Origin of the sequence: Rhodopseudomonas sp., from assembly GCF_048594845.1 — a bacterium.
In the GTDB taxonomy this organism is placed as follows: Bacteria; Pseudomonadota; Alphaproteobacteria; order Rhizobiales; family Xanthobacteraceae; genus Rhodopseudomonas.
In genome coordinates this window covers 15,499-32,630 of record NZ_JBMDXE010000300.1, presented here as the reverse complement: position 1 = coordinate 32,630, position 17,132 = coordinate 15,499, and the positions used below count along the sequence as shown (strand labels likewise).

Here is a 17,132-nt window from a genome sequence, read left to right as displayed (position 1 = left end):
TGTGCGACGGATTGCCGGTGCCTTCGAACAGCGCCAGCGTGCCGATCGCCTCGCCCGACGAGATCTTCGGGAGCCACTTTTGCTTCTGCTCGTCCGAGCCGGCGATCAGCAGCGCTTCGGCGGCGAGATACACGGTCGAGGCGAACGGCACCGGTGCCAGCGCGCGGCCGAGCTCTTCGGCGATGACGCAGAGTTCGAGATGGCCCGCGCCCGTGCCGCCGAATTCCTCGGGAATCGCAACGCCGAGGAAGCCCATTTCGGCCAGGCCCTTCCACAGATCGCGGTCGTAATCGGCCTTGCCTTCGAGCACGGCGCGCACAGCCCGCGGCGGGCACTTCTCGGCAAGAAACCGCCTCGCCTGATCGCGCAGTTGCTTCTGGTCGTCGGAGAAATCGAAGTTCATAGCCGTGGTCTCGTTTGTTGTTAGTTGTTGGAGATCGTCATTCCAGGCCCGCGCTGGAATCGCGGGGAATTCACTCGCGCGAGGCGCTCACTTCAGCACCACCACATCCTCGTCGGGCGTCTCGGCGTAGAGTCGCTCGACGAGCGCAATACGGCGCTCCAGGCCGGCGCGCTGGTTGATGTAGCCCTTGTCGGTGAGTTCGTTGCCGTCGATCGAGGGCGGTTCGCTCATCAGCATCGCGCGTGCGATGCGCATCGAACTGACGCCCTTGACCTCGGCATTATGCCTTTCGAGGCCCGCCTTGAACGCCGCGAGCACCGCCGGATGCTTCACCACGTCCTCGAAGGTCGCGTCCGGATTGCCGACGATCTGCCGGCAGGCGTGCAGGTTCGGCCACGCCAGCAGGCCGATAAATTCACGGTCCTGCCCCGCGACCAGCGCGTCCTGCACCACCGGCGTCGCGGCCGCGATCGCGTCGGTGCGCACCGTGCTGACATGCACGAAGGTGCCGGTCATCAATTTGAAGTCCTCAACCACGCGGCCGGCGAAGATGATGCCCTTCACCGGATCGTTCGGGTCGACGAACACGCCCGCGTCGCCAATCTTGTAGAACCCTTCTTCGTCGAAGGCCTTCTCGGTCAGCTCCGGCTGGCCGTAATAGCCGGGCATCACGTTGACGCCGCGCAGACGTAGTTCGTACTTGTCGCCGATCGGCAGCATCTTCAGCTCGACGCCGGGAAACGGCAAGCCGATCAGGCCGACGCGCTCCGTGTCCCAATAAGTGCCGGTCGAGGTCGGCGCCGTCTCGGTCGAGCCCCAGCCGGTATAGAACACCAGCCGCTCGCCGGTGGCGCGCACCGCAAGCGTCTGCATCCGCTCGTAGAGATCGTCCGGCAGCCGCGCGCCGCCGTAAGCCATCAGCTGCAGGTTCTTAAAGAACGACCGGCACAGCGCATCGTCCTTTTCCATCGCGCTCGCCAGCGCCGCGTATCCGGCGGGCACGTTGGCGTAGTAGGTCGGTGAGATCTCGCGCAAATTGCGCAGCGTCTCTTCAATCATGCCGGGCACGGGCCGGCCGTCGTCGATGTACATCGTGCCGCCTTCGATCAGCAGCGGATTGAACGACGCGTTGCCGCCCATGGTGTGATTCCAGGGCATCCAGTCGAGATTGATGGGCAGCGGTCCATTCGGATCGCGCGGCCGCACCTGCATCATCATCGCGGCATTGGCGCACATCATGCGCTGGGTGTTGATCACCGCCTTCGGCATGCCGGTCGAGCCGGAGGTGAACAGCAGCTTGGCGACGGTGTCCGGTGTGATCTGAGCGATCGACTGCTCGACCGCGGCGGTGACCGGCGTTGCCGCCATCTCGGCGAACGACACGCTGGATATGCCGTCGGCCGGATTGGCGACGTGCACCACCTGCACGCCGGTCAGGTCGAGCGCATGCAGGGCCTTTGAGAAAGGCACGCCGTCCTGCACCAGCACCACGGCCGGCTTCACGAGATCGAACAGATATTTGAGCTTCTGATGATCCTGGCTCATCAGCGAATAGGCCGGCGACACCGGCGCGGTCGGAATGCGCGCCTGCATCGCCGCCATCATCATCAGCGCGTGCTCGATCGAATTGCCCGACAGGATGGTGACCGGACGTCCCTCCGGCAGCTTCAGATCCAGCAGCGCCTGAGTGAGGCCGTCGACGGTGCGTTTCGCCTCGCCATAAGACACCTTGCGCCATTGCCGATCCGCGCCGGCGCGTTGCGCCAGCCAGGTGTGATCCGGGCTCTGCTTCGCCCACTTGGCCAACGCCATCGGCAGATGCGGATCGTGATCCCGCAGCGGGAAACGCGACTTCATGACGATCACGCCATCGGCGCGGCGATCGACATCGATCTCGCGCGGCAGCCAATTGACCTTGCGGAAGGCCGGCTTGGTCAACACCGCGGCTGCGCTTGAAGTCATCTCTCGTTTCTCCCGTCCTGGCCTCTTTTTGGGCCGCACTCGTCTTCTTTGTTGGCCGCGCGCTTAAGATCGACGCCGGGTTCCCTAGCGGCGAATATAGACCGGCTTGCGCTTCTCCAGAAAGGCCGCGATGCCCTCGGCGAAATCTTCCGAGCGCGAACACAGCACCTGGTTGCGATCTTCCATGGCGATCACCTGCTCGATCGAGCCGGCATCGACCGCCATGTTGAGGCATTCCTTGGACAGGCGCAAACCGACCGGCGATGCCGCCATCATCGCATCGACAAACGGCTGCGCAGCGACATCGAGCTGATCGTCCTCGACTAGCTCCGAGACCAGCCCGGTCATCAGCGCACGCTCGGCGCCGATGAAACGGCCGGTGAGGATCAATTCGGATGCGACCGATACGCCGACGAGGCGCGGCAAAAAGTAGCTGGTGCCGATGTCGCAACCGCCGAGGCCGAGCTTGATAAAAGCACAGTTCATCCGCGCACTGCGGCCAGCGATGCGGATATCGGCGGCAAGCGCCAGGGCGAAACCGCCGCCGGCAGCGGCGCCCTGCACCAGTGCGATAATTGGCTGCGGGCAACGGCGCATCAGCATCACGATGTCGGCGATCCGGCGCTGCGAATCCAGCGACTCGGTAACGCCCGGTGGCTCCTGCTGCTTGCCGCGACGGCCCATCGCCGCCTTCAAATCGAGCCCGGCACAGAAATTCTTTCCGGCGCCCTTCAACACCACGACGCGCGTGTCGCGATTGCGTTGAAGCTGGCCGAAATAATCGTTGAGAGCGTCGACCAATTCTGGATTGAGCGCATTCAGGCTGTCGGGACGGTTCAGCGTCACCCAATCGACGCCATTGCGATGATCGACCAGCAGCACCTGGGTCACGCTTACACTCCCGCAACTCGTTGTTTTTATGCTCCGCTGTTGCGAAGCTTGTTATTTTGCCACGCGGTTTGTTGCGACCGCATCAGCATTTTCGTAAAGCCGCGAGCCGCGCTCGCCACCCTCTCCCGCGAGGGAGAGGGCTGAGGAGGTCACCTCTCCCACGCGGGGAGAGGTTTCGTCCATACGCGCTTTTAGCGCGGGGCCATGCGGATGGCGCCGTCCAGGCGGATGGTCTCGCCGTTCAGCATCGGGTTCTCGACGATCTGCACCGCGAGCGACGCGTATTCCGACGGATCGCCGAGGCGGGCCGGATGCGGCACCTGCGAGCCGAGGCTCTTGCGGGCGTCTTCCGACAGGCCCATCAGCAGCGGCGTCAGGAACAGGCCCGGCGCGATGGTCATCACGCGGATGTTCATCGAGGCGAGGTCGCGCGCCACCGGCAGGGTCATGCCGACGATGCCGCCCTTCGAGGCCGAATAAGCAGCCTGGCCGATCTGGCCGTCATAGGCCGCGACCGACGCGGTGTTGATGCAGACGCCGCGCTCTTCGCCGATCGTCGGCGCGCTCTGCATGCGCTCGGCAACGAGACGGATGCAGTTGAAGCTGCCGATCAGGTTGACGTTGATGATGCGCGTGAAGTGGTCGAGCGGATAGGCGCCGTTCTTGCTGACGGTCTTCACCGCGCCGCCGATGCCGGCGCAGTTCACCAGCACGCGGACGATGCCATGCGCGGCTTCAGCCTTGGCGATCGCTTCCTTGACCGGAGCTTCCTGCGACACGTCGCCGACACAAGCCACGCCGCCGATTTCAGCCGCGACCTTGTCGGCGTTGTCCTTGTTCATGTCGAGCACGGCAACCTTGGCGCCCTTGGCGGCCATCGCACGCGCCGTCGCGGCGCCGAGTCCCGATCCACCGCCGGTGATGAGAACGGAGACGTCTTTCAACTGCATTGGGTATCCCTTTCCTTGGGCGCTTCCTGAAGCTTTGGGTCAAGCCTTGATGGGGCCGATCCTCGGGCGTTTCCTGAACTGTTCGACGGACCTCGAGCGGGCCCTTTGGCGTGCTCTTCTTGCGCTTTCGAACCGGGATGTTCAACGGACCCTTGGGCGTTTCCCCGATTTATCGTTTCCAGAAAGCTCGGCGCGAGCGCGACGGCCATCCTGATCAAGTCGTGATTTCAGGAGCAACGCAGGACGCGTCCTCCTGGCATGAGCTATTGGGCTCGAATTGTCCTTGCGCCCTCTATCCCTTGCGCCTTCGCGGCCATCTATGGGGACGAGACGTGTCAGTTCACCTGAAGATACTCGGGCGTTTCCTGGCTGTTTTCTTGTTGTTATCGAAACACTTCAAACGATGTCCCGGGGGTGCCTGCTGTTCCATTCCGCCTGCCTCTTCCGGGCAGATTCCGTGAACTGGTCCTTGGGCGTTATTGTTATTGTTCGGATTTTCTTCGGCGTGTCCCGGGTCCTGATTGAAGGTCTCTCAGTTGCTTGGAGTCGTTTCTTCTTGTTTTTAACGGTTTGATCCGCGGCGGCTTGCTACGAACGCGACGTTCGGTCGCTTCTTCGCGTCAATAATCCGCCAAGGACGATCTGTTCGATATGTCCGATATAGGCGCGGCAGACTTCGTCGGTGACCGGCCCGACACCGGCCGCCCGCATCATCGTCTGCCGTCCGAAGAACAGGTGATCGCAGGCGCCGATCAGCGTGGTGTAGAACAACACCGGATCGACGTTGCGGAATTCACCAGCCGCAATCCCCTCGGCAATCAGCTTGCGGTGAAAGTCGAGCAACGGCCCGACGAAAAACTTCGTGACTTCGTCCGCCGCGTCACGATTCGAACCGTGCAGCAGATAGTGGATGAGACGGTTCAGATAAGGAAACTGATGGTACGCCTTGATGATGCCGGCGATGTGCAGCTTCATCTTGGTGGTCGGCGACAGCGGCTGAGCCAGCAGAAATTCGAGATGCGTCATCTCGTGAGACGCATCGCGCTCGAGCAGCGCGAGCAGCAAGCCATCCTTGTTGCCGAAATGATATTTCACGAGCGCCGCGTTGACGCCGGACTTCTGCGCAATGTCAGACAGCGAGATCTCGACCGAGTTGCGCTCGATCATCAATTCGCCGGCGGCGACCAACAGCTTGTCCGCGGTGGAGTTCTTCACCACCGGTACTCGGGTCGCCACAGATGGGTTCACTTGCGCTGCCATTGGCATCGCACTTAGCCCATCCCACGCCCCCGCTCAAGCGTTAATTGATTGATTGACTAAATCCGCTCTCGCCCCTTAAATCCGCCGCCTATCGGTAAAGCCGAAACAACCAACATCAGGGAGAAAACCCCATGGCCGAGGCCTATATCGTCGCCGCCGCCCGCACTGCCGGTGGCCGCAAGGGAGGCCGCCTCGCCGGCTGGCATCCTGCCGATCTCGCTGCTTCCGTGCTGAACGCGCTGGTCGATCGCTCTGGCGCCGCGCCGGACCAGATCGAAGACGTGATCATGGGCTGCGTCGGCCAAGCTGGCGAACAGGCCGTCAATATCGGCCGTAACGCGGTGCTGGCGTCGAAGCTGCCGGAGAGCGTGCCGGCGACCTCGGTCGATCGGCAGTGCGGTTCGTCGCAGCAGGCGCTGCATTTCGCCGCACAGGCGGTGATGTCCGGCAGCATGGATATCGTGATCGCGGCCGGCGTCGAGAGCATGACACGCGTGCCGATGGGCTCGCCGAGCATTCTCGCCGCCAAAGCCGGAATGGGCACCTACAAGAGCCCGAAGATGGAAGAGCGCTATCCGAACATCCAGTTCAACCAGTTCACTGGCGCCGAGATGGTCGCGCACAAATACGATCTGTCGAAGGACCTGCTCGACGAATACGCGTTTCAGAGCCACCAGCGCGCAATCGCAGCGACTCAGGCCGGTAAGTTCAAGGACGAGATCATCCCGCTGGAGATCACCCGCGCCGACGGCAGCACCGACACCCATCACATCGATGAAGGCATCCGCTTCGATGCGACGCTCGAGGGCATCAAGGGCGTCAAGCTGATCAACGAGAACGGAGGCCGACTCACCGCTGCGACCGCCAGCCAGATCTGCGACGGCGCGTCCGGCGTGATGGTTGTGAACGAGAAGGGCCTGAAGCAGCTCGGCGTGCAACCGCTGGCGCGCGTGCATCACATGACGATGATGGGCGGCGATCCGGTGATCATGCTGGAGGCCCCGCTGCCCGCAACCAAGCGGGCGCTGGAAAAGGCCGGCATGAAGATCGACGACATCGATCTGTTCGAGGTCAACGAAGCCTTCGCGTCGATCCCGACCGCGTGGCTCAAGGCGACCGGCGCCGATCCGGCCCGCCTCAACGTCAATGGCGGCGCGATCGCGCTCGGCCATCCGCTCGGCGGCTCCGGCACCAAGCTGATGACCACGCTGGTTCATGCGCTGAAGCAGCATAACAAGCGCTACGGCCTGCAGACGATGTGCGAAGGCGGCGGCATGGCCAACGTCACCATCATCGAGCGGCTGTAAGCAGCCACTCCTGCCGCTGAGGCGCGGCGTTCTCGCCGCGTCCCATCTTCTTCCCGGGCGTTTGTCCGCAGGGACAGGCACCGGACGCAGGACTCTCAACGTCATTGCGAGCGCAGCGAAGCAATCCACAAGCGCAGTGCGCTGGGTCGTGGATTGCTTCGTCGCTCCGCTCCTCGCAATGACGGAATTGAAGACGGCCTTCGAGGCGCGCGGCAATTAGCCCACTCCTCCCCAAGAGGCACTGTGCCACACAGAGCGGAAAGCAATCCGCCGCATCACCACTGAGGAAACATTCATGACGCACCCGTCGATTCACGCTCGCAATACGCCCGACAAGATCGCCTATCAGATGGCGTCGACCGGCAAGGCGATCAACTATCGGCAGCTCGACGAGCGCTCGAATCAAGGCGCCAACCTGTTCCGGTCGCTGGGCCTGAAGGCTGGCGATCACATCGCGCTGCTGATGGAGAACCGGCTCGAATTCATGGAGATCTGCTGGGCCGCCCAGCGCTCCGGGCTCTACTACACGGCGATCAGCCGCTATCTCAAGAAGGACGAGATCGCCTACATCGTGCAGGATTGCGGCGCCAAGGTCGTGATCACGTCGCCGCAAGGCGCCGACGCGATCGCCCCGCTGGTCGGCACTTCAAAGGGTGTCGAGTTCTTCATGGTCGACCAGCCCGCCGCGGGCTTCCGCTCCTGGGACAAGGAAGCCGGCGCCCAGCCGACCACCCCGATCGCCGACGAGGTCGCCGGCTACGACATGCTGTACTCGTCGGGCACCACCGGCCGTCCCAAGGGCATCAAGCGGGAGTTCGAAGGCAACGCCATCGACGTGCCGAGCCCGTTCCTGCGCCTGCTGTGCGAGAAGATGTGCGGCATGAATGCTGAGAGCATCTATCTGTCGCCGGCGCCGCTGTATCACGCCGCTCCACTGCGCTTCAACATGATGGCGACGACGCTCGGCGGCACCTCGGTGATCATGGAGCATTTCGACGCCGAACAGTTCCTGGCGCTGATCGAGAAGTACAAGGTCACGCAGTCGCAGTTGGTGCCGACGATGTTCGTGCGCATGCTCAAGCTGCCCGACGACGTCCGCGCCCGTTACGACGTGTCGACGCTGAAGGGCGCGATCCACGCCGCCGCGCCCTGCCCGGTCGACGTCAAGGCCAAGATGATCGAGTGGTGGGGCCCGATCCTGATCGAGTACTACGCCGGCTCCGAAGGCAACGGCGTCACCGTCTCGACCTCGCAGCAATGGCTGACGCATCGCGGCACGGTCGGCAAGGCCGTGGTCGGCACCATCAAGATCCTCGACGAAACCGGCGACGAACAGCCGATCGGCGAGATCGGCACCGTGTATTTCGCCGACGCGCCGTCGTTCAGCTACCACAACGATCCGGACAAGACGAAGAACGCCTACAACGACAAGGGCTGGTCGACGCTCGGCGACGTCGGCTATCTCGACGACGAAGGCTTCCTGTATCTCACCGACCGCAAGAGCTACATGATCATCTCCGGCGGCGTGAACATCTATCCGCAGGAGACCGAGGACGTACTGCTGACCCATCCCGACGTTGCCGACGTCGCGGTGTTCGGGGTGCCGAACGAGGAGATGGGCGAAGAGGTCAAGGCGGTGGTGCAGCCGCGCGAAGGCGTCACGCCCGGCAAGGATCTCGAGGCCAAGCTGATCGGCTTCTGCCGCGAGCATCTGTCACCGATCAAGTGCCCGCGCTCGATCGACTTCGAAACCGAGTTGCCGCGCACGCCGACCGGCAAGCTGGTGAAGCGTCACCTCAAGGATCGCTACTGGCCGAAGAAGGAAGCCGCCGCGGCCTGAGCCCCCAGGGAGGCTGCGACTGCCTGAACAGGTTGCAGCATCTCCCCGCTTCGCAGGGAACTAGAACTGATAACGCCGCGGGAACCGAAGCCCGCGGCGTTTGTTCGTGCAGCGCGCTCGAGGAAGCCGTCCCGTCACGGGCCGGAAGGGCGCTGGGAGCAATCGAACATGTTGAAATGGGCTATCATCTTTCTGGTCATCTCGCTGGTGGCCGGCTTCTTCGGCTTCACCAATATCGCTGCCGGTGCCGCTCGAATCTCGAAGATCCTATTCGTGCTCGCCCTCGCGCTGTTCGTGCTGTTCCTGATCCTGGCGTTCACCGCCGGACAATTGGTGTTCTGACGCCCCCGCGTTCAGGCACAAATCAGAGTCCATCGACCGTGGGCGAAGCGCTATGCTGTCCGGCAAGCGTCTCGCCCCGGTCCTCTGATGATCTCGTTCGCCAAGCTTCGCTCCGGCCTGTCCGTCTCCGTTCTGGCTCATCTCGGGCTGGTCGCGGCCGTGTTGCTGCTGGCCGAAGTCAGGCCGTTTGCCGACGTGCCGGAGCAGCGGGTCGAGGTGGATGTCGTCACCGCCGACGAGGCGCCGCCCGAGCCCGCACCGAAGCCTGACATCAAGCCGGCTCTGGACATGCCGAGCGAGACTCCGGCCGCCGACGCCAAGCCCGCAGCCCCTGAACCGGCCGGTGCGCAAGCCGCCAAGCCCGAACCAGCCAAATCCGATCCAGCTGCCGCCGAGCCTCCGAAGCGGGACCAAGCCAAGCCCGAGCCTCCTCCTCCCGAGCCTGCCAAATTGGACCCGCAGCCCCAGAAGGCCGAGGCTCCCGCCAAATCGGAGCCCCCGCCGCAACAGGCCATGGCGCCATCGCAAATGATGTCGGCGTCAAGCGGCGCACCGGCGGCGTTTCCTCCGGCGATTCCGCAGGAGCCCGATCTCACCGTGAAATACTCGGTTGCGCTGGGATTGCCGGCCGATCCCACCTTCGACGCCCCGGCCGAACTTGCCGCCGACATCAGCGCCGAGGCGATCGCCGCCCTGCGCCGCAAGCTGAAGTCCTGCGCCGCACTGCCGGCCGGCGTCACGCCCTCCGACAATGTGAGGATCATTCTGCGCGTGCCGCTGCTACCCGACGGGCGGCTGGCCCAGGAGCCGTTCGTAATCGAGGCCAGTGCTTCGACGAAAGGGCCGGCTCTTATGAAAGGCGCCATTCAGGCGCTGACCGAGTGCCAGCCCTATTCCATGCTGCCTGCCGACAAGTACAAGGAGTGGAAAGTGCTCGATATCGACTTCACCCCGCAAAACTTCCGCGGCGGCTGACGCCCTGCAGCGGGCCGTCGAGAATCGGAAGCGCCACGGCTTCGCGCCTTCCCGCTCCGCAAAATAAAGAAAGCTCCGGCCGAAGCCGGAGCTTCAAGTCTAGGGAGACTCCGTCCGGCCTGCTCGGCCGGACACGTCGGCAGAACCCACCCGATCCGCGGGCCGATCTTCCGGCGCCGCCTGCTCTCACCGTCGTATTGCGCGAACCGCGCGGCGCGACTGTCAGAACAGAATGGTCGAGTAGAGAATGAAGGTGTTCTTGTCGTGCGGCGTCAGGGTGTCGCCGTTGAACTTCGTGTAGTAGAAGTACTGCGCTCCGACCCGGGTGTTGAACCACGGCCAATACGGCGCCTTGCCGGTGCCGAACGGCAGATAGGCCAACTCCGCCATGAAGCCGGTCGTATCAGGCACGGTGCCCCAGTTCGGATCCGTCGCGGTCGGCCCGTACAGCCCCGCATCGGGCGAGCCCCAGGTCCGGAAATACTGCCCCGTTGCGACGACGCGGTTGTCGCCCCCGATTGCGACCGTCGAACTCACCCGCAACGTATTCAGCGCGTTGGTGAGGTTGGCGGGCGTCGCGGCACCGACATAGCCGGCATCGTAGCGCTGTTCCTCGCGAATATAGGCCGCCTTCCAGATCACCCAGTAATCGTCGCCGCGATACTGATACTGGGTGTCGACGCCGAAGTCCGTGTACTTGTTGGTGAGGGCGTAGGGAGCGTCGGCCGGATTGCCGGTCAGGTCGAACGGCACCGGCACGCCGGCCACCGACCAGGGGGCGATCTCGAAGCGGCTGGCAAATCCACCAACCATCAGATTGTGATCGCCGAAACGCTGCTCGAGTGCGATCCGACCGTAGGGCGCCACGCCCGCGATCTGGCCGAGACTGCCGAGCGGATCGGCGCCGAGGCGCGTCGCTGCGGCGACGCCCAGCGTCTTGTAGCCCGTCGCCTCCAGATAGAGCTGATCGTTGATGAACAGATAGCCGCCGAGACCGCCGACACGCTGACCATATTGGCCGTCGATCACCGTGGTGGTCGTCGGGCCGGTGAAGCCGAGCTGCGTGGTGAAGTACGGATGCGTCCAGGCCGGTGCTGTATTCCAGACGTCCTGCACGGTCGGATTGTTGTGGGCGGTGATGCCGAACAGCACGTCGGTGTCCCCGATCTGGCCCGTGCCCGCGTAACGGATGTCGACGTTGTCCCAACTCCAACGTCCGGTCGCATCGGCGATCGCCGGGAAACCATAAGTGAGCTGGGCGAAGACGCCGACATTGTCGCTCATCGCGCCGCCAGCAAACAGGCTGGCCTGAGCGAGGCCGACATTGTCGTTGGCGTTCCAGTGGTTGACGCCCGAGGTCCAGTTGGAGTCCGGCGCCTGGGTGCGCGTATAGCCGGCGATCACCATGGCCGCGACCGGCGGAAACCAGCCGCGCTCCTCATCGGCCTGCGGCTGAACGGCGGCGAAACTCTTCTCGATCGCCTGCTGCGCTCCGCCCTTCGGCTGGCTTCGACCCTGCTCGCCGGGCCCGACCGTATCGGCATAAGAGCGCAGTTCGGCGACCGCATCCTTGGATGCATTGCCCGGGACCAGAACACTGTCGAGATCGCCGACGGTCGCGAACACTTTGCCGGACGGGGGGATCGGAAACAGCGTCTTACGGAAAGGACCACCGCCGAGCGTATAGCCGCCGAGCTTGAAGCGACGGCCGAATGGCGTCAGGCCGAGCACGTCGGTGTGGCAGTTGCCGCACGGCTGTCCGGTCTGACGCGCAAACAGCGGCAGTGCCTCGGCTGCGGGCGTCGTCGCCAGCAGTGCGGCTCCGGCCGCGACGACCGCAGCGAGCAGCGCAACTACACTGACCACGCAATTCAACTGCCTCAAATGCGCAACGTTCTTCAAATTCACCCCCAATATAACTTGCGATGTCGACCGCCGCTGGCGAGCCGCGGTCGACACCAGATCGTCAAGAGCCCTTCGGAGCAGGCAGGCCGCCTATCCCTTCTGGGCGTACAAAGAACACCAGCCGTTGGCGCTCACCGGCCCATCGACAACCTTGCAGGAGCTCGATGCGGCGATGTAGTTCGCGCACTTTCCGCAGCTTTGGCCGTTGTGCGGAGACGCCTGGTATTGAGCGGCCGTCTTGGCCATCTTGTTGTCCGCCAACGCTTCGCCGCCGCCCCAACCCGCAATCGCGGCCACGCCAACGGCACCGGCAGCGACCTTGAATATGTCGCGGCGAGATACTTCTCCAAGACACACTTCACGCGTCGTTTTGGTCACAGCTTCCTCCCACATTCGTCAGATTTTTATGATGACTTGTTATGGAACGGCCGACGGCACGAGTAACGAAAATCGTTACTATCTAGAAATAGCCGCCCGCCGCATGTCATTGATGCCGCCGATTTCGCTATCTCGAATCATCAGCATCGCACGATTATTAACCAGATCATTTACAGCTAACTATCATCATCGATTCAAATCAAACGTCAATTAGTTTGAACGCTGCCGCGCACGACCCAAGACTGAAATACGCAGAATCGCGCGCGAAAGATTCTCAACAACAGGAAAATCTGCGCTCGTGCGAGGCGTTTGCACTGAACTCGGCGGCATGCGATACGCTATCAACGCCATCGGGAGTGACCACTTTGACATCGCAAACGAGCTTCGCCACCGCCACTGAACTCAGTGCCGCCTTGAAGGCCAAGAAAGTCTCGGCCGTCGAATTGACCCAGGAGACGATCGAGCGGATCGAGCGCCATGACGGCAAAGTCAACGCCATCTGCGTCCGCGACTTCGACCGCGCTTTGCAGACGGCGCGCGCCGCCGATCTCGCACTGTCGCGTGGCGGCCGCGAGCCGCTGCTCGGCGTTCCGATGACAGTAAAGGAAAGTTTCAACGTCGCCGGGCTGCCGACGACCTGGGGCTTCCCCGAACAGAAGAACTTCGTTGCCGAGACGGACGCACTGGCCATCGAGCGGGTGCGCGCGGCGGGCGGCGTCATCCTCGGCAAGACCAACGTGCCGGTCGCGCTCGCCGACTGGCAGAGCTACAATGAGATCTACGGCACCACTAACAATCCCTACGACCTGTCGCGCACTCCAGGCGGTTCGTCGGGCGGCTCGTCAGCGGCTCTGGCCGCGGGCTTCGGCGCGTTGTCGCTTGGCTCGGACATCGGCGGCTCGCTGCGCGTGCCGGGCCATTATTGCGGCATCTATGCGCACAAGCCGACCTTCGCGCTGTGTCCGGCGCGAGGCCACACGCCGCCGGGGCTGCCGCCGCTGCCGTCCAACCGCGATCTGTCGGTGATCGGGCCGATGGCGCGCTCCGCGACGGATCTCGCGCTGCTGCTCGACGTCATCGCGGGGCCTGATCCGATCTTCGACGGCGTCGGCTACAAGCTCGACCTGCCGGCCGCTCGTCACACCGCGCTGAAGGACTTCCGCGTGCTGCTGCTCGATCAGCATCCGCTGCTGCCGACCGGCTCGAGCGTGCGCGGCGCCCTCGAGACGCTGGCGACCAACCTCACGAAGGCCGGCGTCAGCGTCACGCGTCAGTCGCCGCTGCTGCCCGATCTCGCCGAGACGTCGCGCGTGTACATGCGGATGCTGCTGTCGTTCCTCGCGGCGAGCTTTGCGCCGGATGTTCTCGCGGATGTGCAGAGCGCCGTCACCAAGCTCGACGCGGCCGACGACAGCCTCGGCGCCGAACGCCTGCGCGGCATGGTGCTGAGCCATCGCGACTGGGTGATTGCCGACGGCCGCCGCACCGGCCTGCGCGCGCAATGGCGCGAGCTATTCAAGTCGTTCGACGCGGTGATCTGCCCGGTGATGCCGACGCCGGCCTATCCGCAGGATCATCACGAGCCGCAGGAAGAGCGCCGCATCCTGATCGACAACCAGCCGCATCCCTATGTCGATCAGCTGGTGTGGCCCGGCATCGCCACCCTGCCCGGTCTGCCGGCGACAGCGATCCCGGTGACTCAATCGAGCGACGGCCTGCCGGTCGGCGTGCAGATCGTCGGCCCCTGGCTGGAAGACCGCACGCCGCTGAAACTCGCCGAACTGATCGAGCGCGAATTCGGCGGCTTCACGCCGCCGAAAGCCTTCGTGGACTGATCGGGGACTACGCGTCGAACATGATCACGCTGCGCACGGTCTTGCCGGCCTTCATCGCAGCGAACCCATCGTTGATCTCGGCCAGCGTCAGCTTGGCCGAGATCCAGTCTTCGAGATGCAACCGGCCGCGCAGATAGAAGTCGACCAGCCTCGGCATGTCGACGCGGAAATGGTTCGAGCCCATCGACGAGCCCTGAATGCGGCGTTCGCGCAGGAAGTCGAAGCCGTGGAGTTCGATCTTCTGGCCGAACGGGATCATGCCGACGATGGTGGCGGTGCCGCCGGGCGCCAGCATGGCGAAGGCCTGCTCGGCGGTCTCCTTGCGGCCGAGCACTTCGAACGCGTGGTGCACGCCGCCTTTAGTTAGCTCGCGGACCTGCTGCACCACGTCGCCATTGGCCGGATCGACGACGTCGGTCGCGCCGAGCTTGGTGGCGAGCTGCAGCTTGGCCGGATTGGTATCGATCGCGATGATGCGGCCGGCGCCGGCGATCTCGGCGCCGTTGATCGCGGCCATGCCGACGCCGCCGCAGCCGATCACCGCGACGGTTTCGCCGGGCGCGACCTTCGCGGTGTTGGCGACCGCGCCGTAGCCGGTGATCACGCCGCAGCCGATCAGCGCTGCGAGATCGAGCGGCATGTCGCGGCGGATTTTCACGATCGCATTTTCGTGTACCAGCATCTGCTCGGCAAAGGACGACAGATTGAGGAACTGGTGCAGCTTCTCGGAGCGCCCCCACGACAGCCGGTTCGAAGCGCCGGGCGGCAGCTTCACCGTGGTGTCGGTGCACAGCACGGGGCGTCCGGTCGAGCAGTTATCACAGGTTCCGCAGAACACGGACAGACAGGTCACGACGTGATCGCCGGGCTGCACATAGCTGACGTCGGAGCCGACCTGCTCGACGATCCCGGCCGACTCGTGGCCGAGCACGGCGGGCAGCGGGTGCGGATACAACCCTTCCATGAAGTGCAGATCGGAGTGGCACAGCCCGGCCACCGCCGTGCGGATCAGCACCTCTCGCGGACCGGGCTTCGGCACGCTGACATCCTCGATGATCAGCGGCTTGTTGACTTCGTGCAGAACGGCGGCCTTCATCGGCGTTTCCCTTTGTTGTTTATTGTTACGACGTGGTCTGTTGCCTCGTGCGTTCCTGCGTTTCTCCCCGTCATTGCGAGCCGAAGGCGAAGCAATCCAGCCCTGTGCTCGCGGCCTCTGGATTGCTTCGTCGCTTCGCTCCTCGCAATGACGAGATGAGACGTTGTGTTCAGCGCTACGCTGTCAGTAGCGGCGCAATCTCCTGCATCGACGCGCTGCGGTCGCCGAGCAGATGGTCGGCGATCGCGAGCTCGAGCTGTCCGTCCTGGCGCGCGAATGGGTCGGGTTGATACAGCCGATGCTCGACAACTAAGCGCGACAGCAATGCGCGGCGCGCGTCGCCCCGCATCGCGTCGATCTTGGCGCCCTCCCAGGCGAGCGAGACGGCGCTGGCGACGTGATACAGCGAGCTGGTGGCGCGGCGGGCGTCGGACTCGTTCTCGGCGTGCCCCGCCACCTCGCGGGCGAAGCCGATCGCGCGGTCGATCAGGCCCCGCAAACGGTCGCTCCAGGCTTGAGGCAAACCTGTGGCATCGTCCAGACGCGCGTGCAAATCAGCGGCAAGTGCCGACTCCGCGCCGTGACGACCGATCGCGCGCTTGAGCGCATCGATCGCGACGATATTACCGGTGCCCTCCCAGATCGACCCGAGATGCGCATCGCGCAACAGCCTCGCAGTCGCGAATTCCTCGACGTAACCGATACCGCCACGCATTTCCAACGCATCGCCGCAGACCTTGCGGGCATCGCGGGTGGCACGGAACTTGAGAGTCGGAGTCAAAATGCGAAGCAGCGCTGCGGCGTCCTGACTGCCGGCCTCGGCGCGGTCGAGCGCGTCGGCGGTGAGGAAGCTGATCGACATTCCCTGCTCGGTCGGCAGCAGGATCTTCATCAGTTGGCGTCTCGCCAGCGGCAGGTCGACGATGCGGCTGCCGAACACCACGCGATTTTTCGCGACGGTGATGGCGTCGTGCCAGGCGCGGCGCATCAGTGCGGTCGACTTCACGCCATTGGAGAGGCGTGATGAGTTGACCATCTCGGCCATCTGCACGAAGCCACGGTCGAGCTTGCCGACCGCATAGGCGATCGCGCCTTCGAGCTTGATCTCGCCGGACGCCATCGAGCGTGTACCAAGCTTGTCCTTCAGTCGCACGATCCGATAGTGATTAGGCGTGCCGTCGTCGAGGACGCGCGGCATCAGGAACAGGCCGACGCCGCGTGTACCGGGGCCGGCGCCTTGCGGCCGCGCCAGCAGCATCACCACCTTGGCGTCGGCGTTGGAGCAGAACCATTTTTCGCCGTAGAGCCGCCAGTGATCGCCTTCGGACACAGCGACTGTCGTGAGCGTGCCGACGTCGGAGCCGCCCTCCTTCTCGGTCATGAACTGACCGCCCTGGGTCAGCTTGCTCATGTCGGTCTGGGTCAGGCCATCGAGATACTTCGCCTTCAGCGCAGCATCGCCGAATTTCGATAGCAGCTTGGCGCAGCCGTCAGTGACGTTGATCGGGCAACCCATGCCGAATTCGGTTTCGTTGAACAGCAGCGTGAAGGCGTGCTTGGCCGTGACCGGGTAGACGTCCGGCCAGCCCATGATGCCCTTGCGGTGCGACAGCGCATGGATGCCGAAGGCGCCGAACGCGGCGTTCTCCAGTTCGCGATAGGCCGGGTGATACTCGACATATTGCGCATCGCGGCCGAAGCGGTCGCGCTGATGCAGGATCGGCGTGTGGCGATCGGCGAGCCGCGCACACTCGTCGAGCGGACCGCCGGCGAGTTCGCCGAGCCGGTCGAGATGCGGCTCGAGGTGCGCGACCAGATCGGCCGGCAGATGGATGCGCAACAGATCGGCCAGCGACGGATCGGCGCGATAGAAATTGAGGCCGCTGGTGTCGGGCGCGATCAGGTGCGCGGCATTGCCGGGCGTCGCCGCGCGCGCGGCTTGGGTGTTTCCTGCCATCTGCTTCTCGTTCTGTGGTCGTGCGTCATCG

At 64.1% G+C, this 17,132-nt stretch carries 14 protein-coding genes; 5 read left to right on the top strand and 9 right to left on the bottom strand.

Going from position 1 to position 17,132, the window contains the following annotated elements; translation table 11 throughout:
• From ACOJTD_RS19695 to ACOJTD_RS19675, 5 genes are all read right to left on the bottom strand, one after another.
• Window positions 1-403 (bottom strand): acyl-CoA dehydrogenase family protein (locus ACOJTD_RS19695; RefSeq protein WP_420134556.1); only part of this gene is annotated, 403 nt, incomplete at its 3' end.
• Window positions 404-490: 87 nt separating this feature from the next.
• On the bottom strand, window positions 491-2,365 hold the full coding sequence (locus ACOJTD_RS19690) for an AMP-binding protein (RefSeq protein WP_420134555.1): 1,875 nt from the start codon (window positions 2,363-2,365) through the stop codon (window positions 491-493).
• Between the two features lie 84 nt (window positions 2,366-2,449).
• Window positions 2,450-3,256, bottom strand: coding sequence for an enoyl-CoA hydratase/isomerase family protein (locus tag ACOJTD_RS19685; RefSeq protein ID WP_420134554.1), 807 nt, complete (start codon window positions 3,254-3,256; stop codon window positions 2,450-2,452).
• 191 nt (window positions 3,257-3,447) lie between these two features.
• Window positions 3,448-4,206 (bottom strand): SDR family NAD(P)-dependent oxidoreductase, encoded by a 759-nt coding sequence (locus tag ACOJTD_RS19680; protein WP_420134553.1) that lies wholly within the window; start codon window positions 4,204-4,206, stop codon window positions 3,448-3,450.
• A 588-nt stretch (window positions 4,207-4,794) separates the two neighbouring features.
• Window positions 4,795-5,466, bottom strand: a complete 672-nt coding sequence (locus tag ACOJTD_RS19675) for a TetR family transcriptional regulator (protein ID WP_420134552.1) — start codon at window positions 5,464-5,466, stop codon at window positions 4,795-4,797.
• 131 nt (window positions 5,467-5,597) lie between these two features.
• On the opposite strand from ACOJTD_RS19675, the gene ACOJTD_RS19670 reads away from it, so the two are divergent.
• The 4 genes from ACOJTD_RS19670 to ACOJTD_RS19655 all read left to right on the top strand — a co-directional run bounded on the left by ACOJTD_RS19670 (window position 5,598) and on the right by ACOJTD_RS19655 (window position 9,930).
• On the top strand, window positions 5,598-6,773 hold the full coding sequence (locus ACOJTD_RS19670; protein WP_420134551.1) for an acetyl-CoA C-acetyltransferase: 1,176 nt from the start codon (window positions 5,598-5,600) through the stop codon (window positions 6,771-6,773).
• Between the two features lie 295 nt (window positions 6,774-7,068).
• On the top strand, window positions 7,069-8,613 hold the full coding sequence (locus ACOJTD_RS19665; RefSeq protein ID WP_420134550.1) for an acyl-CoA synthetase: 1,545 nt from the start codon (window positions 7,069-7,071) through the stop codon (window positions 8,611-8,613).
• Between the two features lie 168 nt (window positions 8,614-8,781).
• Window positions 8,782-8,955, top strand: coding sequence for a DUF1328 domain-containing protein (locus ACOJTD_RS19660; protein ID WP_420134549.1), 174 nt, complete (start codon window positions 8,782-8,784; stop codon window positions 8,953-8,955).
• A gap of 87 nt (window positions 8,956-9,042) precedes the next feature.
• Window positions 9,043-9,930 carry a hypothetical protein gene (locus tag ACOJTD_RS19655; protein WP_420134548.1) on the top strand — a complete coding sequence of 296 codons (888 nt, stop codon included), beginning with the start codon at window positions 9,043-9,045 and terminating at the stop codon, window positions 9,928-9,930.
• A gap of 222 nt (window positions 9,931-10,152) precedes the next feature.
• Here ACOJTD_RS19655 and ACOJTD_RS19650 read toward each other — a convergent pair whose 3' ends face one another.
• The gene (locus ACOJTD_RS19650; protein WP_420134547.1) at window positions 10,153-11,796 is read right to left on the bottom strand and encodes a cytochrome C; all 1,644 of its coding nucleotides are present in this window, start codon (window positions 11,794-11,796) and stop codon (window positions 10,153-10,155) included.
• A 129-nt stretch (window positions 11,797-11,925) separates the two neighbouring features.
• Entirely contained in the window at window positions 11,926-12,213 is a 288-nt protein-coding gene (locus tag ACOJTD_RS19645; protein WP_420134546.1) for a high-potential iron-sulfur protein, read from the bottom strand.
• 365 nt (window positions 12,214-12,578) lie between these two features.
• On the opposite strand from ACOJTD_RS19645, the gene ACOJTD_RS19640 reads away from it, so the two are divergent.
• Window positions 12,579-14,048 (top strand): amidase, encoded by a 1,470-nt coding sequence (locus ACOJTD_RS19640; protein WP_420134545.1) that lies wholly within the window; start codon window positions 12,579-12,581, stop codon window positions 14,046-14,048.
• 7 nt (window positions 14,049-14,055) lie between these two features.
• On the opposite strand, the gene ACOJTD_RS19635 is transcribed toward ACOJTD_RS19640, so the two are convergent.
• Window positions 14,056-15,144, bottom strand: coding sequence for a Zn-dependent alcohol dehydrogenase (locus tag ACOJTD_RS19635; protein WP_420134544.1), 1,089 nt, complete (start codon window positions 15,142-15,144; stop codon window positions 14,056-14,058).
• Between the two features lie 175 nt (window positions 15,145-15,319).
• Window positions 15,320-17,101, bottom strand: coding sequence for an acyl-CoA dehydrogenase family protein (locus tag ACOJTD_RS19630; RefSeq protein ID WP_420134543.1), 1,782 nt, complete (start codon window positions 17,099-17,101; stop codon window positions 15,320-15,322).
• Window positions 17,102-17,132 lie beyond the last annotated feature (31 nt).